We start from the raw sequence: 14,138 nt of genomic DNA on the forward strand, positions 1-14,138 counted from the left end.
ACCTGCCATTGGTCACATGCCGCGACGTGATTCTCGGTTATGCTGGTCGAACTGCTGACCTCAAGGAGTCCTCGGATGAACGACCCTCAAGTTGGATGGATCGCCGCAATCATCGTCGGCGGATTGGCCGGCTGGCTCGCCGAGATGTTCATGAAGACCGGAACCGGCATCTTCATGAATATCATCCTCGGCATCGTCGGCGCCACGCTGGCGAACTGGCTATTGGGTCTGCTCGGCGTGTCGCTCGGCGGCGGATGGATCGGCTTTCTCGTCGCCGGCTTCATCGGCGCCTGCATCATCATCTTTGCGTGGCGCGCGATCCGCGGCGCGACGTAGGCTTGATCCGCAGGGATCGCGGTCGAACAGAAGAAAATAGCGCGACGATGGATTCATCGCGCTATTGAAAGGGTTGCTTCGCGCCGCAGCGCCTGATCCTGCCGGATCAGGCGGCGGTGTTGTGCATATAGTTCGGCAGCCAGTGCTCGAAGGCGCGGGACAGGCTTTCGATCGTCACAGGCGGCTCGCCGGCGACCGCAATCGCGTCGCCGCCGGTGGTGCCGATGCGCGCGCAGGGCACGCCGGCGCCCTTCATCTTGGCCAGCACGAGACCGGCGTCGGCCGCGGGCACGGTGACGATGTAACGGGCCTGGTCCTCACCGAACCAATAGGCATGCGGCACGATCGAGGACGGCGCCGCCAGGAGCTGCGCGCCGATGCCGCTTGCGATCGCCATCTCGGCGAGCGCGATCAGCAGCCCGCCGTCGGAGACGTCATGCACCGCGGTCGCGGTGCCGGCGTGGATCATGCCGCGCACCACGTCGCCGTTGCGCTTCTCGGTGGCGAGATCGACCGGCGGCGGGGCGCCCTCCTCGCGGCCGCAGACGTCGCGCAGGTAGACCGACTGGCCGAGCCAGCCTTGGGTGTCGCCGACCAGCAGGATCGCCTCGCCGGCCGCCTTGAAGGCCAGGGTCGCGGATTTGGTGAAGTCGTCGAGCAGGCCGACGCCGCCGATCGAGGGCGTCGGCAGGATGCCGCGGCCGTTGGTCTCGTTGTAGAGCGAGACGTTGCCGGACACGACCGGGAAATCCAGCGCGCGGCAGGCTTCCGAAATACCCTTCAGGCAGCCGACGAACTGGCCCATGATCTCGGGCCGCTCCGGATTGCCGAAGTTGAGATTATCGGTGATGGCGAGCGGCCGGCCACCGACCGCGGTGATGTTGCGCCAGGCTTCCGCCACCGCCTGCTTGCCGCCCTCGAACGGATCGGCCTCGCAATAGCGCGGCGTGACGTCGACGGTGAGCGCAAGCCCCTTCGGCCCGTCCTCGACGCGGACCACCGCCGCATCGCCGCCGGGGCGCTGCATGGTATTGCCCAGGATGACGTGGTCGTACTGCTCCCAGACCCAGCGCTTCGAGCACAATTCGGGCGTACCGATCAGCTTGGTCAGCGCCTCTGCGATCCCGAGCGGCGGCTTGACGTCCTGGCCGCGGATCACCGGCAGCGCAGTTGATGCGACGTGCGGACGGTCATAGACCGGCGCCTCGTCACCGAGCTCCTTGATCGGCAGATCGGCCATCACGTCGCCGCCATGCTTGACGACGAAACGCTTGCTCGGCGTGGTGTAGCCGACGATGGCGAAATCGAGCCCCCATTTGCGGAAGATCGCTTCGGCCTCTTTCTCCTTCTCGGGCTTGAGCACCATGAGCATCCGCTCCTGGCTCTCCGAGAGCATCATCTCGTAGGCGCTCATGCCGGTCTCGCGGGTCGGCACCGCATCGAGATCGAGGTCGACGCCGAGATCGCCCTTGGCGCCCATCTCGACCGCCGAGCAGGTCAGGCCGGCCGCGCCCATGTCCTGGATCGCGACCACGCAATCGGCCGCCATGATCTCGAGGCAGGCTTCCAGCAGCAGCTTCTCCGCGAAGGGATCGCCGACCTGCACGGTCGGGCGCTTCTCCTCGGAGGCGTCGTCGAATTCGGCCGACGCCATCGAGGCGCCGTGGATGCCGTCGCGGCCGGTCTTGGAGCCGAGATAGACGATCGGCATGTTCACGCCGGAGGCCGCCGCGTAGAAGATCTTGTCGGCGTCGGCGAGGCCGACCGCCATCGCGTTGACCAGGATGTTGCCGTCATAGCGGGTGTGGAAGCGCACCTGGCCGCCGACCGTCGGCACGCCGAATGAATTGCCGTAGCCGCCGACGCCCGCGACCACGCCGGACACCAGATGCCGGGTCTTGGGGTGCTCGGGCGCGCCGAAGCTCAGCGCGTTCAGGCAGGCGATCGGGCGGGCGCCCATGGTGAAGACGTCGCGCAGGATGCCGCCGACGCCGGTGGTCGCGCCCTGGTAGGGCTCGATGTAGCTCGGGTGGTTGTGGCTCTCCATCTTGAAGACCACGGCCTGGCCGCCGCCGATATCAATCACGCCGGCGTTCTCGCCGGGGCCCTGGATCACCCAGGGGGCCTTGGTGGGCAGCCCGCGCAGATGGATGCGCGACGACTTGTACGAGCAATGCTCGTTCCACATCGCCGAGAAGATGCCGAGCTCGGTGAAGGTCGGAACCCGCCCGATCAGCTTCAGAATGCGCTCATACTCGTCCGGCTTCAGCCCGTGGGCGGCGACCAGTTCGGGGGTGATCTTGGGTTCGTTCTTAGGCTCGTTCTTGGGCGCGGTCATGGGACCCTTAATAGGTAGATCGAACGGGGGCGAAAAGGCCTTTTACGGCCCATTTCCGGCCTGTCCAGAGCTTTGCGGCGGTTGGACGCGGCCCGGGATTTGCAGCCCGGAATTGCACCTGGGATTTGCACAATGGGGATGGATCGGATTTAAGGTCCCGAACCCGATAATTGAAGGCCAGATTTCGTGAACGAGCTCGCCAAGACCGCACTCACCACGGCATTCAACCGCCGCCCCGACCTGCACGTCGAGACCGAAGGCGAATTCGCCGGCTGGCGAACCTGGACCCGGGACAGTTACGAGACCCATACCGGCCCATTCTACCACCGCATGGACGAGAACGGCCGCATCGCCTGCGCGTTCCGCGTCGGCCCGAAGCACCTCAACGGCTCCGGCAACGTCCACGGCGGTTGCCTCATGACCTTCGCGGATTACTGCCTGTTCGCGCTCGCCTCCCCGGTGCTCCAGGGCCCCGGGGTCACGGTCTCGTTCGCTTCGGAATTCCTCGACGCCGCCCGCGAGGGTGCCTTGATCGAATGCACCGGCGAGGTCACGCGCGCCGGCGGATCGCTGATCTTCGTGCGCGGCATGCTGACATCGGCCGAGCGGCCGCTGTTCAGCTTCTCCGGCACCATCAAGCGGACGAAGCGCAAGGCGCCGGCGGCGACGACAGCCTAAAGCGCGCTAGCAGGCCGTTCCGATTGAATCGGAACGGGCTCCAGATTTTTCGTCGACGCGTTTTCTTTACGCGAACCGCTACCCACTTCGCGCGAAACGCTTCGTGTCTGTGGACACCCGCCGTCATCCAACCGTTACATCGCCGCGGGTTGAATCGACAGCATCGCGCTAGCGCGTTGTGTTCACGCGCGTTCTTCGCGTGAAGCATTCAAACGCAGGTTGTGACGCGACGACCTGCTGTCGTTGCGTCGTCGCGCGCGCGTCACATGCACGTCAGCCAAGCCCTCGAAGATTGCTGAACGGTTTCTGTTTGTGCATTCGCGCAGCGAGGTTGGGGCATTCTCATGAAATTGAAAACGTTTGTTTCCGTCACGTCGGTGATGTCGCTTGTCGCATCGCTGGCGTGCGTTGCAACTCCGGCGCGCGCCGGCCAGGACGGCGACAATGGCGATCGCGGCGTCGGCGAGTCGCGCGGTCACGATCAGGATCAGGACCAGGACCATGATGGCGACCATCATGGCCGCAAGCCGCGCGTGGTGATGATCTCGCTCGATGGTGCCAAGCCCGATTTCATTCAGAAATTCATCGAGGAAGGCGTGCTGCCGCGCGACGGCGGCCTCGCCCGGCTCAGCCGGCGCGGCGCAGTGGCGCTGCAGAACGTGACGGCGTCACCGTCGCTCACCGCGGTCTCGCATATTGCGATCGCGACCGGTTCGACGGCGGTCCATAACGACATCCCTTCCAACACGTTCGAGCCGATCGTCGGCCCGATCTCCAGCAGCATCAGCGGCTTCGCGGCGCCGATCGGCGGCTACAACGAAAGCCCGCTCGGGCCGTCGGCGCACCCGACGGCACAACCGCTGTGGGTGCAGCTGCGCCAGCAGGGCAAGAAGGTCGTCACCGCGACGTGGCCCGGCGGCGACGGCGCCGACATCTCCATCAACAAGACCGTGGTGCAGCCGGCCCAGCCCACCCGCGTGACCGACTTCACGGTGCCGTTCGGCGCGTTCGGCGGCATCGGTGCGCAAGGCTTCTCGCTGTCGCGCAGCGACTTCACGACCGATCCGGGCATCGTGGCGGCGCTGCAGGCTGCCGGCCGTTTCTCGTTCAGCCCGGTGCTGGTGACCTCGGCGCCGATCGAGACGTTCTCATGTTCCGCGGCGGCAACCGCGACCTGCACCAATGCCGCGACGCTCGACGTCAAATATTCGATCCGCGTCGCCGCCATCGACACCACCAATGACCGCAAGGTGAACTACGACACGCTGGTGTTCTTCGATGCGAACAGCGGCATCACCGCAGGACCGTTCCACGCACCGTCGACCGGGCCGGCCTACGTCAAGTTCGGCGGCGAGAACGCACCGTTCTTCTTCGAAGGCAGCGGCGCGAAGGTCGGCGCCGCCTACTTCGTCTCGGCGCTCTCGCCGGACCTCTCGGTGGTGCGCTTCGCCCGCTACGGCGCCAACTTCATCCCGCGCAACACGCCCGTGCTGGCCGATGTCGACGACATCAACAACAATATCGGGTTCTGGCGTCCGCAGGCCGACTTCCGCATTCCGGAGCGCCTGAGCCCGGGCTTCACCAATTTCCCCGACGTCGAGATCGAGACGATGTACGAGGACATGGTGAAGACCTTCGTGCGCTACCAGGCCAATATCGGCGAGCGCGCGATCAAGACCCATCCGGACGCCGACCTCGTCATGGTCTATATCGAGCAGCCCGACGGCTCCGAGCACCAGTTCCTGCTCACCGATCCGCGCCAGGGCACCAACCCGACCGACCCGAATTCGATCGGCGCCAACCAGGATCCCGCCAAGGTCAAGCGCTACGCCTCCTACATCCGCTTCGCCTACCAGACCGCCGACAGGGCGGTGAAGCAGATTGCCGACGCGGCAGGCCGTGACAGCAACGTCGTCGTGGTGTCGGACCACGGCTTCGCGCCGTTCCACACCTCGGTCAATCTCACCAACATCCTCCGCAACGCCGGCATCGACACCAGCAAGGTCGGAATCCGCACCTCCGGCCCGGCCGCCGACATCTACGTCAACCTGCAGAACCGCGAGCTCGGCGGCACCGTCGATCTGGCGACCTACCGTAGCCTGGTGGCGCAGATCACCGATGCGGTGAAGAACGCGGTCGACCCCAATGCACGCTTCAACTACTCACTCAAGGAGCAGCGCATCTTCACCGTCGTCGAGACCCGGCCGCTGCAGTGCGACACCGGTACCGGACAGTGCACCAGCAAGACCGTCGGCCAGGACTATGGCGACGTGTTCGCGCTGATGGCGCCCGGCTACAATTTCGACGGCGTGCAGAATCCCGGCGTCGCGCGCCAGGGCGACGCGCCGTTCAATGCGGCAACCACCGCGCTGTCGATGCCGAATTTCTACGGCGCCCACGGTCACGATCCCGAGCTTCCGGTAATGAGCGCGACGTTCATCGCCGCGGGGCCGCAGATCCGAAAGGACACCGTGGTGCGGCACATGCGCAATATCGACGTGGCGCCGACCGTCATGCGGCTCCTCGGCACCACACCGCACCAGGTCGATGGCGAGGTACTGAGCGAGGTCCTGCGCTAGGATCCTTCGGCAAATGTCACGCGATGGACGCCAAGCCGGCGTCCATCGTTGTTTCCTCCATGTCCAGCCTACGGCGACCCCGTCGCCGTCCCCAGCAACTGCCGGAGCGGATTGAGCGGGCCGACAGGGATCAATTCGAAGCTCATCAGATGCGCCTGCCCAAGCGGCAATTTCTCCAGCATCTCGTGGGCCGCCGCGGTGTCGGTCATGTTCAGGATGAAGACCACGCCGGGACGTCCCTGCAGCGAGAACCACTGGTCGATCTTGCCATCCAGATGGAGCTTGACGGTCTCGCGGACCTCGCTCGGCAGGATCGCGCGCGCGGCCGCCGGGTCAACGCCCGGGTTCAGGGTCCCGATGGCAAGGATATGCGTGGTCGGTACCGGCGGGACTCCGGATTGGGCGCGAGCGACGCCCGCTGCCATCAAGCAGATGACCACTGCGGCGAAGCCGCAAACGAGAGCGTTCTTCATGCTGTGCTCCTTGTCAGTCGTTCGCAGAATGCGGTGCCGTCCGGACTGCTCCCTGCGCGTTGCAAGGAGCGGCTGCGCCAGCACCATGCTAGTTCGAATTCGCTGCGGACGCGTGTGATTTAAGCCCTTGAACGGTGTTGTGATCGTTTCCAAACGCCCTAGCCTTGCGGCGCGGCGCCGCGCTACATTGTACCCGTCGCGCGCCAATGCGCGGGGGAGACAATCAAGGTGCCGAAGAGCACAGCCAGAGCATGATCCGGAAAAGTGTGAAGCGGTTTTCCGAAAGGATCATGCTCAAACAAAGAGCCAAGACGGGCGGCATGACGGCTCCAGCGATAACGCCGATCCTGTCCACCGCGCCGGGCGCGCGCGGCTGGCGCGACTATGCGCTGCTCCTGGCGCTGGCCTGCTGCTGGAGCTCGACCTATCCGCTGACCAAGATCGGGCTCGGCTCGATCCCGCCGGTCACCTTCATCTCGGCGCGCTCGCTGGTCGCCGCGCTCTTCCTGCTCGTGGTGCTGAGGGTCCGCGGCATCCGCATCCCGACCGACATCAAGGCCTGGAAGCTGTTCGCCTTCCAGCAGACCATCAACTCGACGATCCCGTTCCTGGTGATCACCTGGGCGCAGCTCTACGTGCCGGCGTCCAACACCGTGGTGCTGGCCTCGACGACGCCGATCTTTGCCTTCCTGATCACCTGGGCGATCACGCGACACGAGCCGGCCTCGCCGCTCAAATTCGTCGGCGCGATCCTCGGTCTCGCCGGCACGGTCGCGATCATCGGCCTCGACGCGCTCTCGGGCTTCGGCAAGGAGATTGTCGCCGAGATCGCGATCCTGCTCGCCACCGTCTCGTTCGCCTGCGCCACGATCTTCGGGCTTCGTCTCTCCGACTATGACCCCATGGTGGTGGCCGCCGGCTCGCTCTTGTTCGGCGGCACCGTGCTGCTGCCGGTCGCCCTGATCGTCGACCATCCCTGGACGCTGCACCCGACACCGCAGGCGCTGGTCGCCACCGTCGTGATGGGCATCTTCTCGAGCGCGTTCGGCCTGATGCTGTTCTATATGTGCCTGACGCGGCTCGGCACGCTCACGACGAACGCGCAGGGTTACTTGCGGATTCCGATCGGCGTCGCGCTGTCGGTGATCCTGCTCGGGGAATCCGTGCCGTCGAACCTCGCGCTCGGCCTGCTGCTGGTCATGGCCGGCGTCGCCGCGATGACGGTGCCGGGCGAGGCGTATAAGCGCGCGCTGAGCCGATTGCAAAACCGCTAGCCTGTGTCGCGGCTCAGGCTGACAATTGCTTCTCGGCGATCGACAGCCATTCGGCCTGCGCATCGCGCAGGTACTTCGGTGCGCGCCGCATCTGGATCAACAGTTCGTTGAACACGATGCGCGCTTCGGCGGTGCGGCCGACCAGCTGCAACAACAAGCCATAGCGGACCCGCGCCTCGGCGCCCGGAAAATACTGCGACACCGCCTGATATTCCTCCAGCGCCTCGTCGAGCCGGCCCAGCTCGGCGAGCGAGCGGGCGTAGAGCAGATGCCCTTCGGCGGACTCGAAATCGGGCCAGCGCTCGCGCAACGCATCGAGCGTCGCCAGCGCCTCGGCCGGTAGCTTGCGGGCGAACTGGGCCTGCGCCTTGGCCAGTGCGTAGGCCGGATCGTCACCCTGCGGCAGTCGCAAGACGTGATCGTAGTGGCTCTCCGCCTCCTCGAAGCGCCCGACGGTCTGGCACTCCGCGGCCAGCGCTGCACGGTTGGCGATCGTGTCGGATGTCGCGAGCCGGTCGGACAGTTCGCGATACCGCTTCTCCGGATCGATACGGTTGGCGACGCGCTTGCGCGCCTGCGCGGCAGCCGGTCCGCCCCACCATTCCGGAACGAGCTCGACGACGATGTAGGCGAGTGCGCCGACCAGCGGCACCATCAGGATGATGAAGGCCCATGGCTGCAGGCGCCCGGTGCGCGAGGCGTGATAGATCAGCGTGATGTCGAGCAGCAGTACGACCAATGCAACGGGCATGCGAATTCCAGCGAACCAGACCAATCATCCAAATCGCTTCCGTCATAGCGTACCCGGCACGCTGCGACAATCCCAGGTTGCCACTCAAGCGGCGCTAGCGTGACGAGATTATGAAATGGAAGCGGCTATCCCTGCGTTGGTGTCTGCCGGAGCGGATCAGGTTCATGATCCGCGCGCATCGCGAAGCCGCTACTTCTTGTCGTCCGCGAGCAACGCGCGGTATTTCGCGACGTCACGGGTCACGAGCTGCTGCAGCACCTCGGGTGCGAGCTCATCGGCGTCGGGCGCAACGGTCGACAGCTCGACGAAGCGCTTCTTCACCGCCTCGCTCGCGACCGCGGTGCGCGCGGCGGCGTTGAGCTTGGCAATGATCTCGCCCGGGGTGCCCTTCGGCGCGAACAGGCCGTTCCAGCCCTGTGCCTCGAACTCGGCCAGGCCAGCTTCAGTCGAGGTCGGCAATTCCGGCAGCGAGGCGAGCCGCACGGTCGAGCCGACCACGACCGCCTTCACCAATTTGTCGTCGATCGCCTGCGACACCGAGGCAGCCGCATCGCAGACGCCGTCGATCTGGCTGCCGATCGCGTCCGTCAGCGCGAGCGCCGCGCCGCGATAGCCGACCAGCTGCACGTCGATCCCGGCGGCATGCACGAAGCTCTTGCAGATCAAGTAATTCGAGGAGCCGACGCCGGCATGGCCGAGATTGACCTTGCCTGGATTCTTCTTCGCGTAGTCGATGAATTCCTTGAGGTCCTTGGCCGGAAAATCCTTGCGCAACGCGACGATGCCGAAGGTCTTGGCGACCACGGCGATCGGCGCGAAGGAGTCGGGCGTGAACGACAGCTTTGGATAGATCGTGTAGGTCGCGGCATTGGTGCCGGCGTTGCCGATCGCGATCGTGTAGCCGTCCGGCTCGGCGCGCGCGGCGCGGGTCAGCGCGGTCGAGCCGCCGGCGCCGCCGACATTCTCGATGATGATGGTCTGGCCGAGCGCGGCGCTCATCTGGTCGGCCACTGCGCGGGCGATCACATCCGAGGTGCCGCCGGCCGTGAACGGCACGATCATCGTGATCGGACGCTTCGGGAAGTCCAGCTTCGAGGTATCTTGGGCGTTGGCCGCCGTCGCAAGCAGCAGGACCGCGGCTGTCGCCACGGCAAGGCACCTTCCAAACATGGTGGTTACGCCGCCTTGTCGAACTGCTGGACCAGCCCTGCGAACAGGCCGCGGCCGTCGGTGCAGCCCATGATCTCTTCGACGTGGTTTTCCGGATGCGGCATCATGCCGAGCACGTTGCCGCGCTCGTTGACGATGCCGGCGATCGAATGCGCGGCGCCGTTGAAGTTGGAGGTTTCGTCGACCACGCCCTCGGCGGAGCAGTAGCGATACAGCACCCGCCCGTCGCCCTCGAGCCGCTTCAGCGTCTCCTCGTCCGCCTCGTAATTGCCCTCGCCATGCGCGACCGGCACGCGGATCACCTGGCCGGCATTGTAGCCGCGGGTGAACGGCGTGTCGGAGCGCTCGATTCGCATATGCACGTCACGGCAGACGAATTTCAGCCCGGCATTACGCATCAGCACACCCGGCAACAGCCCGGATTCGCAGAGGATCTGAAAACCGTTGCAGACGCCGAGCACCAGCCCGCCCGAAGCTGCGAAGTCGCGCACCGCGTCCATCACGGGCGCGCGGGCCGCGATCGCGCCGCAGCGCAGATAGTCGCCATAGGAGAAGCCGCCGGGCACCACCACGAGGTCGGTGCCCTTGGGCAGCGCAGTCTCGGCGTGCCAGACCATCGCGGTCTCATTGCCGGATGCAAGCTTGAGCGCGCGCGCCATGTCACGCTCGCGATTGATGCCGGGGAAGACGAGGACGGCTGATTTCATTGCATCACCTGGTTTTGGGCGCCAGCACGAGCTTAACTGCGGCGGCAAACTTCGCGTAATTGTCGTTGCTGGCCTTTTCGTCACGCGCCGAGCTGATCAGGCTGGCGGAGCCCTGTCCGGCAAGCAGCAAGCCGCTGACCTGATACTCGCTTGCGCCGTTGGCTGTCACGGTCAGGCGCCGTGCCTTGAACATGCGCGGCCCCGCGGTGCCCTTGTCGCCATCAACGCCGAGCAGCGTAATGCGCTGCCCCGGCGTCCGCTGCTCCAGCGCCTTGATGATCTGCTCCTGCCCCTCGCGGAACTGGTCGAGCGTCATCTGTTTTCCGCCGGTATAATACCGGTAGCTCACCTTGGAGCCCGCACCGCAGGACGATTGCGCGCAGCGGAACATATGCACATCGGAGCCGCGGCGCTCGTAGCTCCATCCGCTGACCGTGAACGGCGGCGGCTGCGTCGTCGCGGCAGGCGCAGCCGGTTGAGCCGAGGCCCCGCCGATACCGGCTGCGGTCAGCAGGCCAACCAGGAGCGCTCCGACGAAGATTCGGTCACGGCGAGCAGCGGCGGGAGCGGCAGATGTCATTTGGCTCGCTCGCTAGCTCAGAACCTCGACCCGGTAGTTCTCGATCACGGTGTTGGCCAGCAGCTTGTCGGCGGCGGCCTTCAGCGCCGCCTCCGCCTTGGCCTTGTCGGTCGCAGCAAGCTCGATGTCGAACACCTTGCCCTGGCGAACGCTGGCGACGCCGTCAACGCCGAGCGATTTCAGCGCGCCCTCGATCGCCTTGCCCTGCGGATCGAGGATGCCCGACTTCAATGTCACAGTTACACGTGCCTTCACGGTCGCCCCTTAAGCTTAGCTCTTCACCAGCACCGGGCCGCTGCCGGCCGGCCGCTCGTTCTCGATGAGAATGCCGAGCCGCTTCGCGACCTCGGTGTAGGCTTCAAGCAGGCCACCCAGATCCCGGCGGAAACGGTCCTTGTCGAGTTTCTCGTTCGACTTGATGTCCCACAGCCGGCAGGAGTCCGGCGAGATCTCGTCGGCGACGATGATCCGCATCATTTCGTTCTCGAACAGCCGCCCGCACTCCATCTTGAAGTCGACGAGGCGGATGCCGATGCCGAGGAAGAGACCGGTCAGGAAGTCGTTGACGCGGATGGCGAGCGCCATGATGTCGTCGATCTCCTGCGGCGTGGCCCAGCCGAAGGCGGTGATGTGCTCTTCCGACACCATGGGGTCGTTGAGCTGGTCGTTCTTGTAATAGAACTCGATGATCGAGCGCGGCAGCTGGGTGCCCTCCTCGATCCCGAGCCGCTGCGACAGCGAGCCGGCGGCAACGTTCCGCACCACCACCTCGAGCGGCACAATCTCGACCTCGCGAATCAGCTGCTCGCGCATGTTGAGGCGGCGGATGAAGTGGGTCGGCACCCCGATGTCGTTGAGGTGCTGAAACAGGTACTCCGAAATCCGGTTGTTGAGGACGCCCTTGCCCTCGATCACCTGGTGTTTCTTGGCATTGAACGCGGTCGCGTCGTCCTTGAAGTGCTGGATCAGGGTTCCCGGCTCGGGGCCTTCGTAAAGCACCTTGGCCTTGCCTTCATAAATACGGCGTCGACGGCTCATTGGGATGTACCGTGTTTTGTTGAAATCCATGGATTTGGGTGCTCCGGATGACTTGGGGTTACGACCCACGACGGAGCTGCCGCGGAGGCCTGGAACCTGGGCAATCCAATTGGAAACAGAACAAGAACCATGCCTGTTGGCAACCTATCCGATTGGCCCATCCAGCACAATCGATAGTGCCCCCTCCGGGGCACTTATACCGCGCTATCAAAAGGGCCCGATTCCGCCTGTTTTGCCTGCGGCTTAACGGCTCGTTGTCTTGCCGATTCCTCCTATCTATCTAGGCACTCATCAGGGCTGCCGCAACGAGCAGCAGCCCGCCATTCATCAGGGGATTGGAACTTCGGCCATGAACGAATTCAACAAGCGCGAGGAAGGTTTCGAGAAGAAGTTCGCCCTCGACGAGGAGCAGAAGTTCAAGGCCGAAGCCCGCCGGAACAAGCTGCTCGGCCTGTGGGCCGCCGAGAAGCTCGGGATCACGGGCGATGCCGCCGGCGCCTATGCCAAGGAGGTGGTGGCCGCCGACTTCGAGGAAGCCGGCGACAATGACGTCCTGCACAAGGTTCTGAAGGACCTCACCGCCAAGGGCCAGGCCGTCACCGAGCGCGACGTCCGCGCCAAGATGGACGAACTGCTGGCCGTGGCTGCGGCTCAGGTGAAGGCGGGGGCGTAAGTCCCCGCGACAGCGATTCCCGACATCTATTTCAACGTGATCTGCATGCTCATCGAGCCGTTCACGTTGAAACCGTCCTGCTGCTGGCCGTATTGCCGGGCGACGTTGATATTGACGTTGATCGATTCGAGCCGGCAATCCTTCGCGATCACCTCGCGCAACAGGTCGCATTCGTGCGCCGCCATTTCATAGACGGTGCGGCGGGCGCGGTCGCGCAGCTTCTGTGCCTCCTCGCCGTCACCGCTCGGCCCCGGCAGGAACAGGTTGACGTTGCTTTGGACGCGGACCGTCCCTTCCTGGCGGATCGGAACGGGTTGCTCGACCAGGGTGATGCGCCCGCCCGGAGTTTGAGGGAAAGCAGGAGCCGTCAGGAGCAGCAGGCTGATGGCCGTTGCAGACAGGCGTGTCATCGAGGTCATGGCGGATCCTTGCACCGAGGGAACGTGACGGGTTTCTAACCACCTCCGGTTGCAACAAGACAAACCGCGGCCGGCAAAAACCCCGATGGCGCTTTATCTGATGTTAACGGTGACGTTGTGGCGACGGACGCGGCGGCTTCGCGGCCGGCGCGGCCGATTCCACCTTGCTGAAGTCAGTGCGGACGATGTCGAGCAGGCGGCGCGACGCGGCGCTGAGGAAGCCGCCATGCCGCGTGACGGCGACGACCTCGTGACTTGCGGTGAGATTGCCGACGCGAATCGCAGCGATCGAGCCGGCGCGCAGCTCCTCCGCCGCGTTGCTTCGTGACAGCAGGGCGATCCCGAGCCCGGCCTCGACCAGCCGCTTCTGCGCCGTGAGGCTGTCGACCGGCGTCCAGTCGACCTCGCCGAGCCCGTGGGTCAGGAACAGGGCGAACACGTGCGAAGCGGTGATCTCGCGCCGTCCGGGTACCTCGGGAAAGGCGATCCAGCGCTCGTCCCTGAGATCGGCAAGACGGCCGACCCGGCGTCCCGCCAGCGGATGGTCCGGCGCGCAGACCACCCCGAGCGGCTCGGCGAACAGCACCTCGCAATCGAGATCGCCCGAGCGGTCGCGGTCGTAGCGCAGCCCGATCGTCGCCTCGCCACGCCGGATCAGATCGCTGACCTCGGCACTGGTCGCGGTGCGCAGCGTCAGCGCGACATCCGGATGCCGGCGGGCAAAGCGCTTCAGCACCTTCGAGAGCCGCTCGCCCGCAAGCGTGCCGGTCACCGCCAGCGCCACCGGACCGGAATTGTCGCGCAGCAGCGCGCGCACCGCATTCTCGGCATCCTGTGCCGCCGCCACCGCGCGTTCGGCATACGGCACCATCACCCGCCCCGCATCGCTCAGCCGCGTCTTGCCGGCGATCCGCTCGAACAACGGCACGCCGAGCTCCTGCTCGAGCAGCGCGATGCGCCGCGAGATCGCCGGCTGCGAGCGGTGCAGCGCCTTCGCGGCATTCGAGATTCCGCCGCGGCGATGCACCACCAGGAACGTGTTGAGCGCGTCGCTGTCCATCCCTCACCTCATGCAAAAAGCTGATGATGTCGAGAGAAATAACAAATTTGTCTGATGGGCGA

General features: G+C 65.3%; 15 protein-coding genes. 5 read left to right on the plus strand and 10 right to left on the minus strand.

Annotation, left to right across the window (positions count from 1 at the left end; all coding sequences use genetic code 11):
- The first annotated feature begins 75 nt into the window (after positions 1–75).
- A complete protein-coding gene (locus tag AAFG13_RS10740) occupies positions 76–336 on the plus strand; it encodes a GlsB/YeaQ/YmgE family stress response membrane protein (protein WP_092115308.1) in 261 nt (86 codons plus the stop codon).
- 106 nt (positions 337–442) lie between these two features.
- Here AAFG13_RS10740 and purL read toward each other — a convergent pair whose 3' ends face one another.
- A complete protein-coding gene (purL, locus tag AAFG13_RS10745) occupies positions 443–2,674 on the minus strand; it encodes a phosphoribosylformylglycinamidine synthase subunit PurL (protein WP_212309976.1) in 2,232 nt (743 codons plus the stop codon).
- Positions 2,675–2,860: 186 nt separating this feature from the next.
- Here purL and AAFG13_RS10750 point away from each other — a divergent pair, with 186 nt between their 5' ends.
- Positions 2,861–3,352 (plus strand): PaaI family thioesterase, encoded by a 492-nt coding sequence (locus AAFG13_RS10750; protein WP_212309977.1) that lies wholly within the window; start codon positions 2,861–2,863, stop codon positions 3,350–3,352.
- Positions 3,353–3,696: 344 nt separating this feature from the next.
- The gene (locus tag AAFG13_RS10755) at positions 3,697–5,931 is read left to right on the plus strand and encodes an alkaline phosphatase family protein (RefSeq protein WP_342711980.1); all 2,235 of its coding nucleotides are present in this window, start codon (positions 3,697–3,699) and stop codon (positions 5,929–5,931) included.
- 68 nt (positions 5,932–5,999) lie between these two features.
- Here the strand turns inward: AAFG13_RS10755 and AAFG13_RS10760 are convergent, their stop codons facing one another.
- Entirely contained in the window at positions 6,000–6,491 is a 492-nt protein-coding gene (locus AAFG13_RS10760; RefSeq protein WP_342711981.1) for a hypothetical protein, read from the minus strand.
- 233 nt (positions 6,492–6,724) lie between these two features.
- Between AAFG13_RS10760 and AAFG13_RS10765 the strand changes: the two genes are divergently transcribed.
- Positions 6,725–7,678: a DMT family transporter gene (locus AAFG13_RS10765; RefSeq protein ID WP_212310743.1), complete on the plus strand. Its 954-nt coding sequence runs from the start codon at positions 6,725–6,727 to the stop codon at positions 7,676–7,678.
- Positions 7,679–7,691: 13 nt separating this feature from the next.
- Here AAFG13_RS10765 and AAFG13_RS10770 read toward each other — a convergent pair whose 3' ends face one another.
- From AAFG13_RS10770 to purC, 6 genes are all read right to left on the minus strand, one after another.
- Positions 7,692–8,429, minus strand: a complete 738-nt coding sequence (locus AAFG13_RS10770; protein ID WP_212309979.1) for a tetratricopeptide repeat protein — start codon at positions 8,427–8,429, stop codon at positions 7,692–7,694.
- Positions 8,430–8,618: 189 nt separating this feature from the next.
- Complete coding sequence (locus AAFG13_RS10775; protein ID WP_342711982.1) at positions 8,619–9,599, minus strand: tripartite tricarboxylate transporter substrate-binding protein; 981 nt, start codon at positions 9,597–9,599, stop codon at positions 8,619–8,621.
- A 5-nt stretch (positions 9,600–9,604) separates the two neighbouring features.
- Complete coding sequence (purQ, locus tag AAFG13_RS10780) at positions 9,605–10,306, minus strand: phosphoribosylformylglycinamidine synthase subunit PurQ (RefSeq protein ID WP_092115316.1); 702 nt, start codon at positions 10,304–10,306, stop codon at positions 9,605–9,607.
- A 4-nt stretch (positions 10,307–10,310) separates the two neighbouring features.
- A complete protein-coding gene (locus AAFG13_RS10785) occupies positions 10,311–10,886 on the minus strand; it encodes a hypothetical protein (RefSeq protein WP_249131607.1) in 576 nt (191 codons plus the stop codon).
- A gap of 12 nt (positions 10,887–10,898) precedes the next feature.
- Positions 10,899–11,141 (minus strand): phosphoribosylformylglycinamidine synthase subunit PurS, encoded by a 243-nt coding sequence (gene purS, locus AAFG13_RS10790; protein WP_029083848.1) that lies wholly within the window; start codon positions 11,139–11,141, stop codon positions 10,899–10,901.
- Between the two features lie 15 nt (positions 11,142–11,156).
- Positions 11,157–11,924, minus strand: a complete 768-nt coding sequence (gene purC / locus AAFG13_RS10795) for a phosphoribosylaminoimidazolesuccinocarboxamide synthase (RefSeq protein ID WP_016843454.1) — start codon at positions 11,922–11,924, stop codon at positions 11,157–11,159.
- Between the two features lie 349 nt (positions 11,925–12,273).
- Here purC and AAFG13_RS10800 point away from each other — a divergent pair, with 349 nt between their 5' ends.
- Positions 12,274–12,597: a DUF1476 domain-containing protein gene (locus tag AAFG13_RS10800; RefSeq protein WP_342711983.1), complete on the plus strand. Its 324-nt coding sequence runs from the start codon at positions 12,274–12,276 to the stop codon at positions 12,595–12,597.
- 26 nt (positions 12,598–12,623) lie between these two features.
- On the opposite strand, the gene AAFG13_RS10805 is transcribed toward AAFG13_RS10800, so the two are convergent.
- Complete coding sequence (locus AAFG13_RS10805; protein ID WP_342711984.1) at positions 12,624–13,016, minus strand: hypothetical protein; 393 nt, start codon at positions 13,014–13,016, stop codon at positions 12,624–12,626.
- A 103-nt stretch (positions 13,017–13,119) separates the two neighbouring features.
- Positions 13,120–14,076, minus strand: coding sequence for a LysR family transcriptional regulator (locus AAFG13_RS10810; protein WP_342711985.1), 957 nt, complete (start codon positions 14,074–14,076; stop codon positions 13,120–13,122).
- Positions 14,077–14,138: the final 62 nt, after the last annotated feature.

The sequence above is a fragment of the Bradyrhizobium sp. B124 genome (genome assembly GCF_038967635.1).
Classification (GTDB): domain Bacteria; phylum Pseudomonadota; class Alphaproteobacteria; order Rhizobiales; family Xanthobacteraceae; genus Bradyrhizobium.

Excerpts from the sequence above, each read along its gene's own strand:
- AAFG13_RS10740 (WP_092115308.1), top strand. The coding sequence starts at position 76 with ATGAACGACCCTCAAGTTGGATGGATCGCCGCAATCATCGTCGGCGGA.
- purL (WP_212309976.1), bottom strand. The coding sequence starts at position 2,674 with ATGACCGCGCCCAAGAACGAGCCTAAGAACGAACCCAAGATCACCCCC.
- AAFG13_RS10755 (WP_342711980.1), top strand. The coding sequence starts at position 3,697 with ATGAAATTGAAAACGTTTGTTTCCGTCACGTCGGTGATGTCGCTTGTC.
- AAFG13_RS10760 (WP_342711981.1), bottom strand. The coding sequence starts at position 6,491 with ATGGTGCTGGCGCAGCCGCTCCTTGCAACGCGCAGGGAGCAGTCCGGA.
- AAFG13_RS10765 (WP_212310743.1), top strand. The coding sequence starts at position 6,725 with ATGACGGCTCCAGCGATAACGCCGATCCTGTCCACCGCGCCGGGCGCG.
- AAFG13_RS10770 (WP_212309979.1), bottom strand. The coding sequence starts at position 8,429 with ATGCCCGTTGCATTGGTCGTACTGCTGCTCGACATCACGCTGATCTAT.
- AAFG13_RS10775 (WP_342711982.1), bottom strand. The coding sequence starts at position 9,599 with ATGTTTGGAAGGTGCCTTGCCGTGGCGACAGCCGCGGTCCTGCTGCTT.
- purQ (WP_092115316.1), bottom strand. The coding sequence starts at position 10,306 with ATGAAATCAGCCGTCCTCGTCTTCCCCGGCATCAATCGCGAGCGTGAC.
- AAFG13_RS10785 (WP_249131607.1), bottom strand. The coding sequence starts at position 10,886 with ATGACATCTGCCGCTCCCGCCGCTGCTCGCCGTGACCGAATCTTCGTC.
- purC (WP_016843454.1), bottom strand. The coding sequence starts at position 11,924 with ATGAGCCGTCGACGCCGTATTTATGAAGGCAAGGCCAAGGTGCTTTAC.
- AAFG13_RS10800 (WP_342711983.1), top strand. The coding sequence starts at position 12,274 with ATGAACGAATTCAACAAGCGCGAGGAAGGTTTCGAGAAGAAGTTCGCC.
- AAFG13_RS10805 (WP_342711984.1), bottom strand. The coding sequence starts at position 13,016 with ATGACCTCGATGACACGCCTGTCTGCAACGGCCATCAGCCTGCTGCTC.
- AAFG13_RS10810 (WP_342711985.1), bottom strand. The coding sequence starts at position 14,076 with ATGGACAGCGACGCGCTCAACACGTTCCTGGTGGTGCATCGCCGCGGC.